Raw genomic sequence first — 18,187 nt, 5'->3', positions numbered from 1 at the left:
GCTTATTTCATCCATTTCCATTCGAAATGAAAGTCCTCGATCTCGATGCCGTGCGGGCCTTCGTGCTGGTCGCCGATCTGCGCAGCTTCACGCGCGCCGCGGACGCGCTCGACACCACGCAATCGGCCGTCAGCCTGAAATTGAAGCGACTGGAGGCGCACCTTGACAAGCAGTTGCTGGAGCGCACGCCGCGCGTCGTGCGTCTGTCCGCCGACGGCCAGGCGTTTCTCGGCGCCGCGCGCGAGTTGCTGAACGCGCACGAGCGCGCGCTCGGCGCGCTGTCGGTGGAGCGGCGGCGGCTCGTGCTCGGGCTGAGCGAGCACGTCGCTGGGCCCGATCTGCCGCACCTGCTAGGCCGGCTCAACGCGCACGATCCGGGTCTGGTGGTCGAGCTGCATATGGGCACGTCGGCGGCGCTGCTCGCGCAGTTCGACGAACGCCGGCTCGATGCGGCGATCGTCCGCTACGGCGCCGACGAACCGCCGCGCGACGACGCGCAGACGCTGTTCAGCGAACCGCTCGGCTGGCTGGCGACGCCGACATGGCTACCGCGACTCGATGAGCCGCTGGCGCTCGCGCTATTGAGCCCGCCGTGCAACGTGCGCGACGTCGCGTTGCGCACGCTCACAGCGGCGGGGGTCGCATGGCAGGAGGTGTTTGTGGGGGGTGGTGTCGCGGCGGTGGGCGCGGCCGTGGCCGCCGGGCTCGCCGTGTCGCCGCTCGCGCGCCGGGTTGCGCCGCGCGGATTGATCGACGTCGGCGTGCGGCTCGGCCTGCCTGCGCTACCGGAATCGCGTGTAACGCTGCATTCGCGCGTACGCGAGGCTCGCTCGGCGGAAACGCTGCGGCTGCTCGCAAACGGCCTCGCCGCGGCGTGACACGTCGACCGATGCCACGCCACGCGGCACCGCTCGAAGGAGTCTCAGTGGATGATCGGCGGCAGGGAACCGCTGCTGGCGGTCGCCGGATTGGGCACGGAGCCCATCGGCGCGACGCCGCTAACGTTTGCGGACGTGTCCGGCGAAGTCTGCGTAGCGGGCCTGATCGGATTCGCACGGGAAACCGCCGGCTGGGCCGCAACCTTGTCCACATGCGGACGCGCGGTGTGAACTGCCGCGAAATCGGCGCGCACGACCTTGCCCTGAGCCGGCTTTGCGTGCGCCAGTTGCACATGCGGCTGCGCGTGCTGCGCGGCCCGCGCGGTCACGGTGGCGTGCGACCGGTTCCGGCTCGACGCCGCGACTTCCACGCCGCCGCCATGCGCCGCGACGTTGCCGCCGTGGCTCGCGCCGGCCGATGCGACGCGAGGCGCCGCGTGCCGGACACTGGCCGCCTGCTGCGCATGCGCACCGGCCTTGGACTTGACGCCACTCTGCGTGCCCGCCTTCACCTTCACCTTCGTCGCCTCAGGCTTTTTCCGCGCGTGCGCCTGCCTGACAACGTGTCCGCTCGCCTCCGGCGGATTCCATACTTCCGCATAACCGGCGGCCAACGCCACCTGCGACACACACCACACGGCCAGCGCCGCTGCCACTGCTCGAACCCGCATCTGCTGCTCTCCTGATCGACGACTGCCCAAACGAGCCGGGATTATATTCTCTTGCAAAAATCCATTTATGGACTAATATCACTAAAAAGTACACATAGGGACTTACCCGAAATGGCTCACGCTGCCCGAATTTCCTCGCCCGAGGCGTCGCCGCGACGATCGCTTTCGGAACCCACGCTAACGCAAATGTCCGCGGCGGGTCTGCGTGCGTTCTTCAACATCGCGCGCGACTGGGACCTGAGCGCCGACGAGCAGATCGTGCTGCTCGGCAAGCCGGGCCGCTCGACGTTCTTCAAGTGGAGAGCGACGCCTGAGACCGCACGCCTCAGCCACGACACGCTGGAGCGACTGTCGCTGCTGCTTGGCATCTACAAGGCGCTGCAGATTCTGCTGCCGCAGCCCAACGCCGCAGACACTTGGGTCAAACGCCCCAATAGCGCACCGCCGTTCGGCGGCAAACGCGCGCTGGACCGCATGCTGGCGGGCAACATCAGCGATCTCGTGGCCGTGCGCCAGTATCTCGACGCAATGCGAGGCGGCTGGGCGTGACAAATCCGCAATGGCAGGACCGCTGGACCAGCGCCGCGCTCGACTGGACGCCCGCGTATCGCGTGATTCCGACGCGCTTCCCGGCCATCAATCTGTTCGATCGGGTCGCGTCGCCGGAAGATTTCGAAGCGCTGTACGCGCTCGAAGCAATGACCAACGACCGTCTGCGCACCGAAATCGGCGAACTCGATCTGGTGCCGCGCGAGGAGCGCCGCTTCGGGCCGGGCTACGGGCCGATCATGGCCGCGCTCACGCATCTGAATCCGCTTGGCAGCCGCTTTTCCGACGGCACCTACGGCGTGTTCTATTGCGCGCGTTCACGCGAGACGGCGATCGCCGAAACGCGCTATCACACCGGTCAGTTTCTCAAAGCGACCGCCGAGCCGCCGATGCGTCAGCAGATGCGTCTTTACACGGTAGCCGCGCAAGGCAGCGTGGTCGACTTGCGTCGCGACCCCGAGCTCGACGCAGCCGTGCTATCGCCCGACGACTACGTTGCCGGGCAGGCGCTCGGGCGCGCGGTGCGCGAGGCGGGTGCGCCGGGCATCGTCTATCCGTCGGTGCGCGACAGCGCTGGCGAATGCCTCGCGGCGTTCCGCACGGCGCTGCTGCGCGACTGCCATCACGCGGCATACCTCGAATACAACTGGAACGGCACGAGCGTGGATATGGTGTTCGAGTTGAACCAGGTCGGCTGACAGGAGAGCAGCGCAGCCGCGTGGCAACTTCAGCCGCTCAAGGCAAGGCCAGTTCCGCCGCGCCTTCCGCGCGAGCGGCTTCGACCGAGATCGACCAGCGGCGCAGCGCCTGCGGCTGCACGATCGTCAGCGTGCCGTCCGGCCCGAACGCGCCGGTATCGATGAACACCTGCGAGCCGATCTGCGTGATGTCGCGCACCGGCGTATGGCCGCAATAGGTCAGCGACAGTCCGCGTTGCCGCAGCGGATCGCCATGACCGAGCGCGAGCTCGCGGCCCCACAGTAATTGCTGGCGCGTTGCGGCCGAATAATTGCCCGCGTCGAGATCGGCGTCCGAGCCGAAGAATTCGGCGTGCAGAACGTTGAAGCGCGTCTTGCCGCTGCCGACCACGCGCACGAGCGGCAGCGTGCGCAGATGCTCGGCGTAGTAACGCAGACGTTCGTCGGGCACGTTGGCCGCCCACGCGCCGCCGATGCCGTACCACCACTGCCGCCGCAAGCGGCCGTCGGCGACCGCGCACAGCGCGTCTTCGTGATTGCCGAGCACCGCATAGAACCACGGCTTCGCGAGCAGCGCGAGCGCCTGCTCCGAGTGCTCGCCCCGATCCACCAGATCGCCGACCGAAAACAGCCGGTCGCACGTCGGATCGAACGCGATCTGACGCAGCAGGTAACGCAACGCATCGACGCAGCCGTGCAGATCGCCGACCACGAAATCGCGGCCGGCCTCGTTGGCGTCGTGATGCTGAACGAAGTTGGCGGGGGTGGCGTTCATCTCATCATGATAATGCCGCCGACGCGCCCGCGTATGCGGGGTGCCTATCGTATCGGCGCGCTTCATTGAGCAAGAAAGAGATCGAACGACGCAAAAACGACGCTAAAACGACACGTTCGCGGTATGCGTTACCGGAAATGCACGCTTTCGTGAGTCACTCCTGCCGCGCGCGCGAGTCGCCTCGCGTGCTATTGCAGCGTGCGCAGCTTCGCCACCTGGCCGGTCGTGATCGTCGCCTGCGGATTGCCGAACTGTTTCGTCACGTAGTTGGTGATCGCCGCGATCTGCTCGTCGTCGAGATGGCCGCCGAACGCGGGCATCAGCACGTCCGCGTGCGCGGTCGCGCGGTTCACGCCGTGCAGAATCACCAACGCGAGATTGTTTGCGTCGTTCGCGCCGACCGTCGAGTTGTGGAGCAGCGACGGATACGCGCCCGGCGCGCTCGCACCCACGCCCTGCCCGGTCCAGTTATGACAGGTCGCGCAATTGGCGACGAACAGCTGCGCGCCGTTCACGCCGGTGATCGCGGTGCCGCGCAGCGCGGTGACATCGTTGGCGGGATTGCCCCATTGATGACGGGGACGCGCGTCACCGCCGCTCACGGCCGGCACCGAGCGCAAGAACTCGACGACCGAGCGCAGATCCACCGGCGTCAGATACTGCGTGCTATTCGCGACAACCTCGCCCATCGGTCCGGCAGCGTTCGCGCGGCCCGGCGCCGCGCCGGTCGACAGATATGACCTGAGTTCGTCGTCGCGCCAGTCGCCGACGCCGCTCAGTTTGTCCGGCGTGATATTGAACGCATGCCAGCCGGCCTGCACCGCACCGGAGAAACGCGCGCTCGACTGCAGACCCTGCATGAAATTGCGCGGCGTGTGGCATTCCTCGCAATGCGCAAGCCCTTCGACCAGATACGCGCCTCGGTTCCATTCGGCGCTCTTTTTCGGGTCCGGCACGAAGCGCCCCTCGGTGAAGTTGAACATGTTCCAGAACACCATCAGCCAGCGCTGATTGAACGGGAACTTGAGACTGTTCGCGGGCGGCGTGTAGTGAATCGGCGTCAGCGTGTTCAGATAAGCGCGAATCGCGAGCACGTCCTCATTGGTCGCGCGCGTGTAGGCCGTGTACGGAAACGCCGGATAGAGCCGCTCGCCGCCCTTGCCGATGCCTTCGTGCATCGCGCGCATGAAGTCGGCGTCGCTCCATCGGCCGATGCCGGTGTCGGGATCGGGCGTGATGTTCGGTGTCACGATCGTGCCGAACGGTGTGCTGATCGGCAGGCCGCCCGCGAATGGGCGCGACTTGTCCGCCGTATGGCAGGCCGCGCAATCGGCGGCACGGGTCAGGTATTGGCCGCGCTTCACGAGTTCGCCATTCCTGGCGCTGCCGTCGAGCGTCGCCTGGCCGCCGTCCGACGCCTGCGCCGCGTCGTCGGCGCGCGCCTGGGTGATCGGCATTTCGTCGGTCGAAACTGCGTCGGGGCCGTGCGACTCGTGCCACGCAATCGACAGCGCGAACAGCGAAAACGCGGCCGCGAGCGCCGCGCCGCCGAAGCGGCGGCGCTGGGCCACGTGCATCCGCGCAGAATCCGGCTGCACGCGAGAGATGTTCTTCAGCATTTGTGGCTCTCCGGTCAGCGCTCAGATTTCGCGCTTCAGCCTGTCGGCCAGCTTCAGCGACAAGGCCGCGATCGTCAGCGTGCAGTTCACCGACGCGGCGGTAGGCATCACGCCGCTGCTGGCGATGAACAGGTTCGCATGATCGTGCGTGCGGCAGTCGGCGTCGACGACCGAACTCGCCGCATCGCTGCCCATGATCGTCGTGCCCATGATGTGATTGTTCGGCGCGAAGCTGTCGTCGAACGAGACCTCGCTGCCGCCGAATAGCGCTGCGATCTTCGCGTACTGTTCGTGCGTATCGGCGGCGCTCTTCTTCACGTAGTCGTTGATCGAGTAGTAGATCTCGGGCTGCGGAATGCCGAGCGCGTCCTTGTGATCGGCCGACGGCACGATGCGGTTCTGCGGCTCCGGCAGATGTTCGTGAAAGCTGTTGATACTCAGCGTGCGCGCCGCGCGGTCGCGAATCTGCCGGTCGAGCTCGGCGCCGGTCAGGCCGCTTTTCAGCAGGTCGGCGGTAACGCCCATGGTCGGCACGCCGTTCGACAGATGCAGCTTCTTCGACGCGTAGTCGGAGCGGAACGCGCCGTCGCGGAAGTTGACGATCGAGGTCATCTCCATCGGACCGCGGCCGGGCCACAGCGGTTCGTTGGCGAGAAACGTGACGCCGGTACCCGGATGGTCCATCAGGTTGCGGCCGACCTGATCGGAGCTGTTGCCGACGCCGTGCGGGAACTTGTCCGAGGTCGACATCAGCATCAGCTTCGGCGTTTCGATGCCGTTCGCCGCGAGCACGAAGAGCTTGCCGGTGACGCGTGTGCTATTGCCGTTCGGGTCCTTGTAGTGGACCGCGGTGATGAGCCCTTTGTCGTCCGCTTCGATGCGATACACGACCGCTTCGGGAATCAGCTTGGCGCCGGCCTGCTCGGCCTTCTCCGCATGGATCACGCCGTTGTACATCGCGGCGATCGGGCAGATCGGCATGCAGTTGTTGTTGCCGCAGCAGGTCGGTCGCGCATCGTAGGGCCGGCTGTTGCGCGCGACCGGCTCGGGCACGACCTTGAAGCCCTGGGCATTGAGCACGTCGCTGAAACGCTGATCCATGTACGACAGCGGCAACTGCTGCATCGGATAGGGCTTCGAGCGCGGCGAACCGAGATCGATCGAACTATCCGGACCGGACACGCCGAGCTGCACTTCGGCGGCGACGTACCACGGCTCAAGCGTTTCGTACGGATATGGCCAATCGCGCCCGACGCCATACAGCTTGTGCAACTGGAAGTCCGACGGCAGCAGCCGCCACGCGGCGGCCGCCCAGTGCCACGTCGTGCCGCCGACGAGCCGCACGTATTGTGAGTTGTACGGATAATCGCCCTTCTGGATCAGGTAGTTGTTCGCGGGCGCGTACTCGGGATGCGGCGCGTAAGGCGTCGACGGATACGGCGTCGCGAAGTCGGACTTGGCCGGCGAGTTGCGGAAGTTCTCGACGATCTGCCAGCGTGGAATGCGCGGCCCGGCTTCGAGCAGCATCACCGACGCGCCCGCCAGCGCCAGTTGATGCGCAACCAGACTGCCGGCGACGCCCGAGCCGACCACGACGATATCGGCGGATTGTGTGTTTGCCATCGTTTCTCTCTTCGGTGCCCTGCCTGTTGCGGGCTTTGTTCGTGCGCTGCTGGCGTGGCCCGCTAGCGGGCCCGCGCGGCTCACGCGTGCAGCGGCTTCTGCGTCCAGTAGAACGGCACGTCGCGGCAATAAGAGGGAATCGTGAGCACGTCTTGCACGGGCTCGAACATCAGCGCCTTTTCATACGCGACCACCTGGACGTGCGGCATGTCGCCGACGAGTCCGAGATACCACGCGCGCATGATCGCGCCGACCGCTTTCGCAAGCGCCGGATGGTCGGTCTGCAGCGCCTGCGTGACGGTATCGGACGGCACGCCGCCGTGGCCTTGCAGCCACGTATTCAGCGCCGCGACGTTCTGCGCGAACTGGTTATCGGCCCGCGACAGCGCATCGTAGACACGCTGGCCGAGCACGGTGTCGAAACTGCTACGACCGGTGAGGTGTTGCGACAGCGCGAGGAAGGCATCGAGTCCGCCGCCGGCTGGCGGCGTCGCGGCGAAGACGGGCGCGAGCCACGACAGCGAACGGCTCGCGCCGGCGAACGCGAGCGCCGCGGCCGCCGCGCACGAACCGAGCACCCAGGCCCTGCGCGAAGCGGAAAACGACTGGGATAAACCGGTGAAACGCGTGGCATTGCGATAGGACTTCGCTCCTTGCCGATGCGTCATGTAGGGATGCGCATCGTTATCCTCAGGAACATCTGTCATGGGGGCTCCAGATGATGAGTCGTTCTCGACGAGCCGCACTCGGAAGGCATGATGCCGTTCGCGTGCCGCTTCGTTTGCTCTTCCCCAAACCTGGTCTGACGCCGCTTCAGCGGTCTCGAATCGTGCGCGCGATTCACGCGCGCCGCATGTGTGGTGTTGCATGCATGAGCGAAATGGCAACGATTACTGCCGTTTTCTGCCAATCGCCTTTCAACTGAAAGCGGCGCGCAAGGCCGCTGCGAAAGACTATAGCCTGTGACCCACCATTCGACAATCGGTCCTCGTTGCACGCGTAGAATCCGCGACACCGACTGCCCTATACTTCGCCGTACATCTCGACTCATGGCCATCAACTACTATCCGCAGGTTCTTCGCAATCGGCCCCGCACGGTGATCGGCCTCGTGATCGGGATCGTCGTCGCGTTCCTCGTGCCCGTTCATACGAGTCCGATGGCGCGCACACTGATCGGCTGGGACGCGGCCATCTGGAGCTACCTGCTGATGATCTGGGTGCACATGGCTCTCGCCGACGAGCACCGCGTGCGCGAATACGCGATACGCGACGACGAAAACGCGGGCGTCGTACTGATCGTGATCTGCGTCGCGACGATCGCAAGCATCGCCGCGATCGTGCTCGAACTCGCGTCGGCCAAGGGCTCGGGCGGCGCAACGACCTTCTGGCACTACCTGCTGACCGGTCTGACGCTGATCGGCGCATGGTTTCTGATTCCGACGATCTTCACGCTGCACTACGCGCGCCTCTACTACGACGCCGACGCGAAAGAGACCGCGCTGAAATTTCCCGATCATCATTTACTGCCGAATTACTGGGACTTCCTGTACTACTCGTTCACGATCGCGGTCGCGTCGCAGACCTCCGACGTGGTGCTGCGCTCGCGCGAAATTCGTCGCGCGACACTCGCGCAATCGGTCCTGTCGTTCTACTTCAACGTCGCGGTGCTCGGCTTGTGCGTGAACATCGCGGCGGGGCTGCTGGGTTCGTGACTCGGCCATTGCGCGGCGCTCGCATGAATTTCATGCAAATGCCACGCGCGTGCCACATGGTTGCCACGTGAGCGTCACCCTGGCATCGCGCGTCCGTCCGTGTAAATCCGACCCGCGTGGTCCCGTTTTACATGCCGCGCCAGCCGCGGCGTGCGTAACAATGCCCGCTTAATCGCACGCGCTCCGTGCGGACGCGCACCTTCGGCACCCGCCATCTCAACGTAACCTCCCCCTTTTCCCGCTAGCGGGTCGCCGCGTTGGCACACGGTTTGCTCCCTTTCCGCCACGAGTGACGACCAGTCCCACCGGACCGGCGTCTGGCGCGAAAGCACCCGCGACTGGCCAGCGGGGTGACGATCTTTGCACTACATTGACCAGTACGTGCCCCCGCTGACGCATCGCGCGGTATCCGGCTCGGGAAGCCCAATGAGCGCTGTGATCGCATGCCAACTGCATCCACACCGCAGCAGGACAACTCTGGAAACGACCGATGGAACCTCCAAACGGGTACGCGCCGCGGATTTACTTTTTTCACTCTCTTCTCGTCGGGCCTCTCGATGCCTGGCCTGCGCAGTTCGCTCACGCGGCCGGGCTCGGCTTCGATCACGCGTTGATCGCCGGGCTGTTCGAGCCGGGCCAGGCGGGCCACGCTCAGGTGGTCGGCAATCACGCGCGGCTGCATCCGGTGTTCGAGGCGCAGCATTCGGTGCCCGACGCCGTACGCATGCTCGCCGATGCCGCGCGCCGCAATAATCTGACGCTGCTGATCGATCTGGTGATCGACCGCGTGGCCGCCGACGGCGTGCTGTACAGCGAACATTCGGACTGGTTTCACGCGCGCGAGTCCGAGCTCGCGCGGCTCGATCCGCGTCACGTGCATCGTGAAGACAACGTCGCCTATGCGAATTTCGACGACCCCGCGACGAGTGCCTCGCTGTGCGTCTGGTGGACCCAGCAACTGCTCGCGCTCGCCGAGGCGGGCGTCGGCGGCTTCCGTTTCGATTCGCCGCACCGCGTGCCGGCTGCCGTATGGCGGCATCTCGGCGATGAAGTGCGCGCGAAGCATCCGCATATGCGCTTTCTCGCGGCAACGCCGGGCCTGTCGCGCGGCGATCTGCCCGGGCTCGAAGCAGCCGGCTTCGACAGCGCGTTTTCGTCCGTGCGCTGGTGGGACTTCCGTTCGAGCTGGATGGCCGAGGAGCATGCGGCGCTCGCGCGCGTCGGTGCGCCGATCGCCTTTCCCGAAGCGCCGTACGGCACGCGCCTCGCCGCCGAGTTGAGCGACGTGCACGATGCGGCGATCGTCGAGCGGGCGTATCGACGCGCGCTGTTCACGTCGGTTGCATTGGGCAGCGGCTGGATGATGCCGATGGGCTTCGAATACGGCATCGCCGAACCGATGTCGCAAACGCGCGGCGACGCCGCGCAGTTCGCGCGCGCCGTGCAGTCACGGCGCTTCGATCTGAGCGCCGCCGTCACCCAGGCGAACGACTTCGCGCGCAATACGCCGACGCTGCATGCGAACGGTGAATTGCGCCAATTGAGCGGACCCGGCGCATCGGCCGCGGTTCTGCTGCGCGCCGACGCGGCCGATCTGCGCGACGCCAGCGAAGCACTCCTGATCGTCGTGAATCCCGAACTCGGCGCGCCAGTGCGGGTCGATCCCGCGCGCTTCCTCGCGGGCGTGCCGGGCAGCTTCACGCGCTTCGTGCCGCTCGATGCGCGCGGCCGGAACGAACCCGCGGCCCTCGCGCCGTTCGCGCTCGCGCCGGGCGCGGTGCGGCTGCTGCGCGCGTTCGCGGAACAGCCAATCTACCTCGCGCCGCCCATCGACAAGTCGAACAGCAAGCGCAGCGGCCACAAGACCGTGCTCGACGCGATCGAAGCGCCGCGCGTCGCAATCGAGAGCGTGTCGCCGTCGGTGGAAAACGGCCGCTTCGCGGCCAAGCGCAGCGTCGGCGAGCGCGCGGAGATTCGCGCGGCGATCTTTGCCGAAGGTCACGACAAGATCGCGGCCGCCGTGCTGTGGCGCGCGGCCGACGAAACCGCGTGGCACGAAGAGCTGATGTCGCCCGCGCCGCCGGCCGGTCTCGACTTGTGGAGCGCGCGGATTCCGCTCGAGCGGATCGGCCGCTATGAATTCACCGTGATCGCGTGGCGCGACGACTTTGCCTCGCTCGTCGAGCACATCCAGAAGAAGCTGAAGGCGAACCAGACCGTCGAGATCGAACTCGACGAAGCCGCGCATCTGTTCGCGCTCGTGCTCGCCGAAGTCGAGACTAGCGAAGGCGCGGACAAGGAGCAGCTCGAACACATCGTGCGCGACTTCCAGAAGGCCGACGCCGAACAGAAGCTCGCGCTGATTCTCGCGCCCGCCACCGCGGCAGCGATGACCGCCGCGCGCCACCGGCCGTTTCTGAGCCGCGATCAGGTGATCTACAAGATCGACGCGGAACGCACCGCGGCCTATTTCGCGAGCTGGTACGAGATCTTCCCGCGTTCGATGAGCGACGACGAATCGCGCCACGGCACGTTCGCGGACGTGACCGCGAAACTGCCGCGCATCCGCGACATGGGCTTCGACGTGCTGTACTTTCCGCCGATTCATCCGATCGGCCTCGCGAACCGCAAGGGCCGCAACAACACGCTGACCGCGCAGCCGGGCGATGTCGGCAGTCCCTATGCGATCGGCGCGGCCGAAGGCGGCCACACCGCCGTGCATCCGCAGCTCGGCACGCTCGACGATTTCAAGGCGATGCTGGCCGCCGCGCATGCGCACGGCCTCGAAATCGCGCTCGACTTCGCGATCCAGTGCTCGCCCGATCACCCGTGGCTGAAAGAACATCCGACGTGGTTCGCGTGGCGCCCCGACGGCACGCTGCGCTATGCAGAGAATCCACCGAAGAAGTACCAGGACATCGTCAACCCGGACTTCTACGCGCACGATGCGAAGCCCGACCTGTGGCTCGCGTTGCGCGACGTGATCCTGTTCTGGGTCGACGCGGGTGTGCGCATCTTCCGCGTCGACAACCCGCACACCAAGCCGCTGCCGTTCTGGGAATGGATGATCGCCGACGTGCGTGCGCGCCACCCCGATGTCATCTTCCTCGCCGAAGCGTTCACGCGGCCGCGCATGATGAACCGGCTCGGCAAGATCGGCTTCTCGCAGTCGTACACGTACTTCACGTGGCGCGAGTCGAAGCGCGATTTCATCGAGTACATGAGTGAGCTCACGCAGACCGGCGCGCGCGATTTCTACCGGCCGAACTTCTTCGTCAATACCCCGGACATCAACCCGCGCCATCTGCAATCGCAGGGACGCACGGGCTTTCTGATCCGCGCGGCGCTGGCCGCGACACTGGCCGGGCTGTGGGGCGTGTATAGCGGCTTCGAACTGTGCGAGGCCACCGCGCTGCCGAACAGCGAAGAGTACCTGGACTCCGAAAAGTATCAGTTGCGCGCGTGGGACTGGCACCGGCCCGGCAATATCGTCGGCGAGATCACCGCACTGAATCGCATCCGGCGCGCGAATCCCGCGCTGCAAACGCATCTCGGTCTCACGTTCCTCACCGCGCACAACGATCACATCCTGTTCTTCGAGAAAGCGACCGAGTCGCGCGACAACGTGATCGTCGTCGCGATCAATCTCGATCCGTTCAACGAACAGGGCGCGGACATCGAGTTGTCGTGGGACACGTTCCAGCGCTGGCATCTGCACGACCATGCCGCGCTCGAAGTGATCGACCAGATGACCGGCGCACGCTTCGAATGGCACGGACGCTGGCAGCACGTGCGGCTCGGCTCGGGCCAGCCGTTCTCGATCTGGCGCATCGCGCCGCTAGGCGGCCTGCCCGCCGATCGCCCGGAGGACAGCGACCACGAACACGACAGCACTCTTCACGCAGACGCTGTCACCCCAACCTGGATGGAAGGTGGAACATGAAGCGCGACGATCCAGCCCAATCCACGCACGAGGCGCAAACGGCCGCGGCCGTCGGCACCGCGGCGAAGGTACGCACGCGCCGGCGCGGCAAACCCGCGGCGCTCAGCGACGATCCGCTGTGGTACAAGGACGCGATCATCTACCAGGTGCACATCAAGTCGTTTTTCGATGCGAACAACGACGGCGTCGGCGATTTCCCCGGCCTGATCGCCAAGCTCGACTACATCGCCGAGCTGGGCGTCAACGCGATCTGGCTGCTGCCGTTCTACCCGTCGCCACGCCGTGACGACGGCTACGACATCGCCGACTACCGCAACGTGCATCCCGACTACGGTCAGCTCGCGGACGTGCGGCGCTTCATTCAGGAAGCGCACGCGCGCGGCATCCGCGTGATTACGGAGCTCGTCATCAACCACACGTCGGATCAGCACCCGTGGTTCCAGCGCGCGCGGCGCGCGAAGGCCGGCTCGAACTATCGCAACTACTACGTGTGGTCCGATACCGATCAGAAGTACGCGGAGACGCGCATCATCTTCATCGACTCGGAGCCGTCGAACTGGACGCACGATCCGGTTGCGGGCGCGTACTACTGGCACCGCTTCTACTCGCACCAGCCCGATCTGAATTTCGACAATCCGGCGGTGATGCGAGAGGTGCTGCAGGTGATGCGCTTCTGGCTCGACATGGGCATCGACGGGCTGCGGCTCGATGCGGTGCCGTACCTGGTCGAGCGTGAAGGCACCAACAACGAGAACCTGCCGGAAACGCACGAGATCCTGAAGCGGATTCGCGCGACCATCGACGCCGAGTATCCGAACCGGATGCTGCTCGCCGAGGCGAACCAGTGGCCCGAGGACGTGAAGGAGTACTTCGGCAACGAAGACGAATGCCATATGGCGTTCCACTTCCCGCTGATGCCGCGCATCTACATGTCGATCGCGAGCGAGGACCGCTTCCCGATCACCGACATCATGAAGCAGACGCCGGACCTCCCCGATTCGAACCAGTGGGCGATCTTCCTGCGCAATCACGACGAGCTGACGCTCGAAATGGTCACCGATTCCGAGCGCGACTATCTTTGGAACACCTATGCGAGCGATCGCCGCGCACGTCTGAATCTCGGCATTCGCCGCCGTCTCGCGCCGCTGATGGAGCGCGACCGCCGCCGCATCGAGCTGATCAACTCGCTGCTGCTGTCGATGCCCGGTACGCCCGTCATCTACTACGGCGACGAACTCGGCATGGGCGACAACATCCACCTCGGCGACCGCGACGGCGTGCGCACGCCGATGCAGTGGTCGTCGGATCGCAACGGCGGCTTCTCGCGCGCCGACCCCGAGCAACTGGTGCTGCCGCCCGTGATGGGTACGCTGTACGGCTTCGACGCGGTCAACGTCGAAGCGCAGAGCCGCGACCCGCACTCGCTATTGAACTGGACGCGCCGCATGCTGTCGACGCGGCGCTCGAAGCAGACCTTCGGACGCGGCACGATCCGCTTTCTGAAGCCGGAAAACCGCAAGATTCTCGCGTATCTGCGCGAGATGCCCGGCGAGGCGCCGATCCTGTGCGTCGCGAATCTGTCGCGCGCGCCGCAGGCGGTCGAGCTGGACCTGTCCGAATTCAACGGCTTCGTGCCGGTCGAGATGACCGCCGATTCGGTGTTCCCCGCGATCGGCCAACTGACCTATCTGCTGACGTTCCCGCCATACGGCTTCCTGTGGTTCATGCTGTGCGAAGGCGGCGGACGGCCGACGTGGGCGCAGGCGCATTCCGAGCCGCTGCCCGAGTTCGTCACGATCGTGATCCGCGAGGGGCAGACCGGGCCGACACCCGAAAACGTGCGGCTGCTCGAATCCGAAGTGCTGCCGTCGTGGCTGAGCCGGCGCCGCTGGTTCGCGTCGAAGGATCAGAAGATGCATGCGGTGCGGCTCGCCGCGCTGACCACGATTCCGAACGGCGGCTTCGCATTCACTGAAATCGAAGTGGACGTCGGCGATCACACCGAGCGCTACGTGGTGCCGATCGCGCTCACATGGGGCGGTGAAACCACCACGCCGCTGTTCCTGCAGTTGGCATTGGCGCGCGTGCGACGGGGCCGCACCGTCGGCCATCTGACCGACGCGTTCTCGCTGCCGATCTTCGCCCACAACGTGCTGCGCAAGATGCGCGAACACGCAGTCGTGCCGACCGTGCAGAAGAGCGAGATCAAGTTCCTGCCGACCGAGCGCTTCGCCGAACTCGACAATCTCGGCGAGCGGCCCGAGATTCGCTGGCTTGCCGCCGAGCAGAGCAACAGCTCGCTGATCATCGCCGATGCCGCGGTGCTGAAGCTGGTGCGGCGGCTCGTCAGCGGCATCCATCCGGAAGCGGAAATCAGCCGCTATCTGACACAGCTCGGCTATGCGAACACCGCGCCGCTGTATGGCGAAGTGGTGCGCGTCGATCCCGAGGGCGTGCCGCATACGCTCGCGATCCTGCAGGGCTTTATCGACAATCAGGGCGACGCGTGGAACTGGTCGCTCGATTATCTGCGCCGCTCGGTCGACGAGCTGGCAATCGCGGTCGACACCGAAACGCAGACCGCACCCGACCGCACGAACGAGTCGATTCTGCTGGACGGCTACGGTGAACTCGCGGGCATCATCGGCCGACGGCTCGGCGAGCTGCACGTCGCGCTCGCCACGCCGAGCGACGACCCCGCATTCGCGCCGGAACATGCCAACGCCGAGCAGGTGAAAGCATGGGTCGACGCAACGCAGACGATGCTCGCGAGCGCGCTCGATCTGCTCGCGCCGCGCATCGCGGAGATGAGCGACGCGGACACGAAGGGGCTCGCGCAAAGTCTGATCGATCGGCGCGCCGCGCTGGTCAAGGCGGTCGACAATCTCGTGCCGGGCGACGCGGGGGCGTTGCGCATCCGCATCCACGGCGACTTCCATCTCGGTCAGGTATTGGTCGCGCACGGCGACGCGTATCTGATCGACTTCGAGGGCGAGCCCGCGCGTTCGCTCGAGGAGCGTCGCCAGAAATCGAGCCCGTTGCGTGACGTGGCCGGTCTGATGCGCTCGCTGTCGTATGCGAGCGCGGCCGCGCAATCGACCACCGAAAGCGCGCCGCAACAGACCGCGGATCGCAAGCGTGCTCTGTTCGAGCGCTTCCGCTCCCACGCGACCACGGCGTTCCTCGCCGAATACCGCGCGGCGGCCGCTCAGTCGTCGGAGCCGCTCGTCGCGCCCGAATCCGAAGAGGCGCTGCTCGATCTGTTCCTGATCGAGAAGGCCGCTTACGAGATTCGCTACGAGGCGGCCAACCGGCCGACATGGCTCGGCTTACCGGTACGCGGCCTCGCCGCGCTCACGAGCCGACTGCTGGGCGATACCGGCGCACCGCCGCATTACGATCCATCAACCCGGGTGTCCGGCTCCGCTACGCCGCCCAACCCGGCCGAGGGCGACTATGAGTGAGCATGATCCGGCCGCAGGCCTTCAACCCGTCGATATCGACGCGCTCGTCGAAGCGCGCCACCCCGATCCGTTTTCGCAGCTGGGGCTGCATCAGACCGCCGCGGGTCCGATCGTGCGCGCGCTGCTGCCGAATGCCGCGCACGTCACCGTGATTTCGCGCGCCGATGGCGCGACGCTCGGCGAGCTCGAGCAACTCCGGCCTGGCCTGTTCGCGGGCCGCATCACGTCGGCGATGCCGTATCGGTTGCGCATCGACTGGCATGGCGTCGTGCAGGAAGTGGAAGATACCTATTCGTTCGGTCCGGTGCTCGGCGACGAGCCGCTCCAACGTCTTGCGCACGGCGATCCGTACGCGGTGCTCGAATGTCTGGGCGCGCGGCCGGTCGACATCGACGGTGTGCCGGGCGTGCGCTTTGCCGTGTGGGCACCGAATGCGCGGCGCGTGTCGGTGGTCGGCGACTTCAACGCGTGGGACGGCCGCCGTCATCCGATGCGGCTGCGTCACCAGGCGGGCGTGTGGGAGCTGTTCGTGCCGCGCGTCGGCGCCGGCACGCGCTACAAGTACGAGCTGCTGTCGCGCGACGGCCATCCGCTGCCTTTGAAGGCCGATCCGTGCGCGATGCAGACTGAAAAGCCGCCGGGCACCGCGTCGATCGTCGCGCACGTGGACGAGATCGAGCAGTTTCCGTGGACCGATCACGAGTGGATCCAGTCGCGCGCCGGCAAGCAGACCGCGCGCACGCCGATTGCGATCTACGAAGTGCATGCAGAGTCATGGCTGCGCATCGCCGAAGAAGGCCAGCGCGGTCTCGTCTGGGAAGAGCTCGCCGAGCGGCTGATTCCCTACGCGAAGAGCATGGGCTTCACGCACATCGAATTTCTGCCGATCGCCGAGCATCCGTTCGGCGGCTCGTGGGGCTATCAGCCGCTTGGGCAGTTCGCGCCGTCCGCGCGCTTCGGCAAGCCCGAGCAGTTCGCGCGTTTCGTCGATCGCGCGCACGAAGCGGGGCTCGGCGTGATTCTCGACTGGGTGCCCGCGCATTTTCCGAACGACGCGCATGGCCTGATCGATTTCGACGGCACGCCGCTCTACGAACATGCCGATCCGCGCGAGGGCTATCACCAGGACTGGAACACGATGATCTACAACCTCGGCCGCAACGAGGTGAGCGCGTTCCTGATCGCGTCGGGGCTCGCGTGGCTGCAGCGCTATCACGTCGACGGCCTGCGCGTGGATGCGGTCGCGTCGATGCTGTATCGCGACTACTCGCGCGCGGCCGGCGAGTGGGTGCCGAACATCTATGGCGGGCGCGAGAATCTCGAATCGATCGCGTTCCTGAAGCGCTTGAATCATGAAGTCCGCTATGTGCCGGGCGCACCCGGCGCGATCACGGTCGCGGAGGAATCCACCGCATGGCCCGGCGTGACCGCAAGCGTCGCGGACGGCGGTCTCGGCTTCGACTTCAAGTGGAACATGGGCTGGATGCACGACACGCTGCACTACATGCACGAAGACCCGATGTATCGCCAGTACCACCACCACAACATGACGTTCGGCATGGTCTACGCGTATTCCGAGCGCTTCGTGCTGCCGCTTTCGCACGACGAGGTGGTGCACGGCAAGGGTTCGCTGCTCGGCAAGATGCCCGGCGACCGCTGGCAGCGTTTCGCGAATCTGCGCGCGTACTTCGGTTTCATGTGGACGCACCCGGGCAAGAAGCTGATGTTCATGGGCGGCGAATTCGGCCAGATGGCGGAGTTCGATCATGACGGCTCGCCGCATTGGAATCTTCTCGACGATCCGGCTCACCACGGCGTGCAATTGCTGGTGCGCGACCTGAACCATCTGTATCGCAACGAGCCGGCGCTGCATCTGCTCGACAGCGAACCGGGCGGCTTCGAATGGTTGATCGGCGACGACAGCGCCAACAGCGTGTTCGCCTATCGGCGCACCGACGGCGCGGGCCAGGAGTTCGTCGTGGTGTGCAACATGACGCCGGTGCCGCGGCTCGGCTATCGGCTCGGCATGCCGCGCGGCGGGCGCTGGGTGGAAGTGCTCAACACCGATGCGGCCGTATACGGCGGCTCGAACATGGGCAACGGCGGGCTGATCCATTCCGACCAGGTAACGAGCCACGGCAGGCCGCATTCCGCCGCGCTGACTTTGCCGCCACTCGCAACTATCGTCTTGCGCGCGGACTAAGGAAACGTGCCGCAGCACAGGTGCGCGGCGCAAAGGCAAGCGCCGCGCACCC

12 protein-coding genes are annotated in these 18,187 nt (G+C 65.9%); 7 read left to right on the top strand and 5 right to left on the bottom strand.

The annotated features are described in order from the left end of the window. Nucleotides 1-26: 26 nt before the first annotated feature. Entirely contained in the window at nucleotides 27-878 is an 852-nt protein-coding gene (locus QFZ94_RS09535; protein WP_429456463.1) for a LysR family transcriptional regulator, read from the top strand. Nucleotides 879-922: 44 nt separating this feature from the next. Here QFZ94_RS09535 and QFZ94_RS09530 read toward each other — a convergent pair whose 3' ends face one another. Further along, nucleotides 923-1,549: a hypothetical protein gene (locus QFZ94_RS09530; RefSeq protein ID WP_429456461.1), complete on the bottom strand. Its 627-nt coding sequence runs from the start codon at nucleotides 1,547-1,549 to the stop codon at nucleotides 923-925. A 186-nt stretch (nucleotides 1,550-1,735) separates the two neighbouring features. Here QFZ94_RS09530 and QFZ94_RS09525 point away from each other — a divergent pair, with 186 nt between their 5' ends. After that, a complete protein-coding gene (locus QFZ94_RS09525; protein WP_368584143.1) occupies nucleotides 1,736-2,098 on the top strand; it encodes an MbcA/ParS/Xre antitoxin family protein in 363 nt (120 codons plus the stop codon). Beyond that, entirely contained in the window at nucleotides 2,095-2,796 is a 702-nt protein-coding gene (locus tag QFZ94_RS09520; protein WP_429456459.1) for an RES family NAD+ phosphorylase, read from the top strand. The genes QFZ94_RS09525 and QFZ94_RS09520 overlap by 4 nt, the downstream gene beginning before the upstream one ends. 37 nt (nucleotides 2,797-2,833) lie before the next feature. Here the strand turns inward: QFZ94_RS09520 and QFZ94_RS09515 are convergent, their stop codons facing one another. From QFZ94_RS09515 to QFZ94_RS09500, 4 genes are all read right to left on the bottom strand, one after another. Beyond that, nucleotides 2,834-3,571: a metallophosphoesterase gene (locus tag QFZ94_RS09515; RefSeq protein WP_410848793.1), complete on the bottom strand. Its 738-nt coding sequence runs from the start codon at nucleotides 3,569-3,571 to the stop codon at nucleotides 2,834-2,836. A 188-nt stretch (nucleotides 3,572-3,759) separates the two neighbouring features. Further along, nucleotides 3,760-5,190: a cytochrome c gene (locus QFZ94_RS09510; RefSeq protein WP_429456457.1), complete on the bottom strand. Its 1,431-nt coding sequence runs from the start codon at nucleotides 5,188-5,190 to the stop codon at nucleotides 3,760-3,762. Nucleotides 5,191-5,211: 21 nt separating this feature from the next. Next, nucleotides 5,212-6,813 carry a GMC family oxidoreductase gene (locus QFZ94_RS09505; RefSeq protein ID WP_429456455.1) on the bottom strand — a complete coding sequence of 534 codons (1,602 nt, stop codon included), beginning with the start codon at nucleotides 6,811-6,813 and terminating at the stop codon, nucleotides 5,212-5,214. A gap of 80 nt (nucleotides 6,814-6,893) precedes the next feature. Beyond that, nucleotides 6,894-7,520 carry a sugar dehydrogenase complex small subunit gene (locus QFZ94_RS09500; protein ID WP_429456453.1) on the bottom strand — a complete coding sequence of 209 codons (627 nt, stop codon included), beginning with the start codon at nucleotides 7,518-7,520 and terminating at the stop codon, nucleotides 6,894-6,896. Between the two features lie 342 nt (nucleotides 7,521-7,862). Here QFZ94_RS09500 and QFZ94_RS09495 point away from each other — a divergent pair, with 342 nt between their 5' ends. From QFZ94_RS09495 to glgB, 4 genes are all read left to right on the top strand, one after another. Continuing rightward, a complete protein-coding gene (locus QFZ94_RS09495) occupies nucleotides 7,863-8,525 on the top strand; it encodes a DUF1345 domain-containing protein (protein WP_429456451.1) in 663 nt (220 codons plus the stop codon). Nucleotides 8,526-9,015: 490 nt separating this feature from the next. Further along, nucleotides 9,016-12,468, top strand: a complete 3,453-nt coding sequence (locus tag QFZ94_RS09490; protein WP_410848789.1) for a maltotransferase domain-containing protein — start codon at nucleotides 9,016-9,018, stop codon at nucleotides 12,466-12,468. After that, nucleotides 12,465-15,932 carry a maltose alpha-D-glucosyltransferase gene (treS, locus tag QFZ94_RS09485; RefSeq protein ID WP_368584151.1) on the top strand — a complete coding sequence of 1,156 codons (3,468 nt, stop codon included), beginning with the start codon at nucleotides 12,465-12,467 and terminating at the stop codon, nucleotides 15,930-15,932. Before QFZ94_RS09490 ends, treS begins: the two co-directional genes overlap by 4 nt. Further along, on the top strand, nucleotides 15,925-18,135 hold the full coding sequence (glgB, locus tag QFZ94_RS09480; RefSeq protein WP_429456449.1) for a 1,4-alpha-glucan branching protein GlgB: 2,211 nt from the start codon (nucleotides 15,925-15,927) through the stop codon (nucleotides 18,133-18,135). Before treS ends, glgB begins: the two co-directional genes overlap by 8 nt. Nucleotides 18,136-18,187 lie beyond the last annotated feature (52 nt).

Source organism: Paraburkholderia sp. JPY465, assembly GCF_050436725.1.
GTDB classification, from domain to species: Bacteria; Pseudomonadota; Gammaproteobacteria; order Burkholderiales; family Burkholderiaceae; genus Paraburkholderia; species Paraburkholderia youngii.
The sequence above is the reverse complement of the archived record's forward strand: the minus strand, read 5'-3'. Positions and strand labels throughout refer to the sequence as shown.

Excerpts from the sequence above, each read along its gene's own strand:
- QFZ94_RS09490 (WP_410848789.1), top strand. The coding sequence starts at position 9,016 with ATGGAACCTCCAAACGGGTACGCGCCGCGGATTTACTTTTTTCACTCT.
- QFZ94_RS09515 (WP_410848793.1), bottom strand. The coding sequence starts at position 3,571 with ATGAACGCCACCCCCGCCAACTTCGTTCAGCATCACGACGCCAACGAG.
- QFZ94_RS09525 (WP_368584143.1), top strand. The coding sequence starts at position 1,736 with ATGTCCGCGGCGGGTCTGCGTGCGTTCTTCAACATCGCGCGCGACTGG.
- QFZ94_RS09530 (WP_429456461.1), bottom strand. The coding sequence starts at position 1,549 with ATGCGGGTTCGAGCAGTGGCAGCGGCGCTGGCCGTGTGGTGTGTGTCG.
- glgB (WP_429456449.1), top strand. The coding sequence starts at position 15,925 with ATGAGTGAGCATGATCCGGCCGCAGGCCTTCAACCCGTCGATATCGAC.
- QFZ94_RS09535 (WP_429456463.1), top strand. The coding sequence starts at position 27 with ATGAAAGTCCTCGATCTCGATGCCGTGCGGGCCTTCGTGCTGGTCGCC.
- treS (WP_368584151.1), top strand. The coding sequence starts at position 12,465 with ATGAAGCGCGACGATCCAGCCCAATCCACGCACGAGGCGCAAACGGCC.
- QFZ94_RS09505 (WP_429456455.1), bottom strand. The coding sequence starts at position 6,813 with ATGGCAAACACACAATCCGCCGATATCGTCGTGGTCGGCTCGGGCGTC.
- QFZ94_RS09500 (WP_429456453.1), bottom strand. The coding sequence starts at position 7,520 with ATGACAGATGTTCCTGAGGATAACGATGCGCATCCCTACATGACGCAT.
- QFZ94_RS09510 (WP_429456457.1), bottom strand. The coding sequence starts at position 5,190 with ATGCTGAAGAACATCTCTCGCGTGCAGCCGGATTCTGCGCGGATGCAC.
- QFZ94_RS09495 (WP_429456451.1), top strand. The coding sequence starts at position 7,863 with ATGGCCATCAACTACTATCCGCAGGTTCTTCGCAATCGGCCCCGCACG.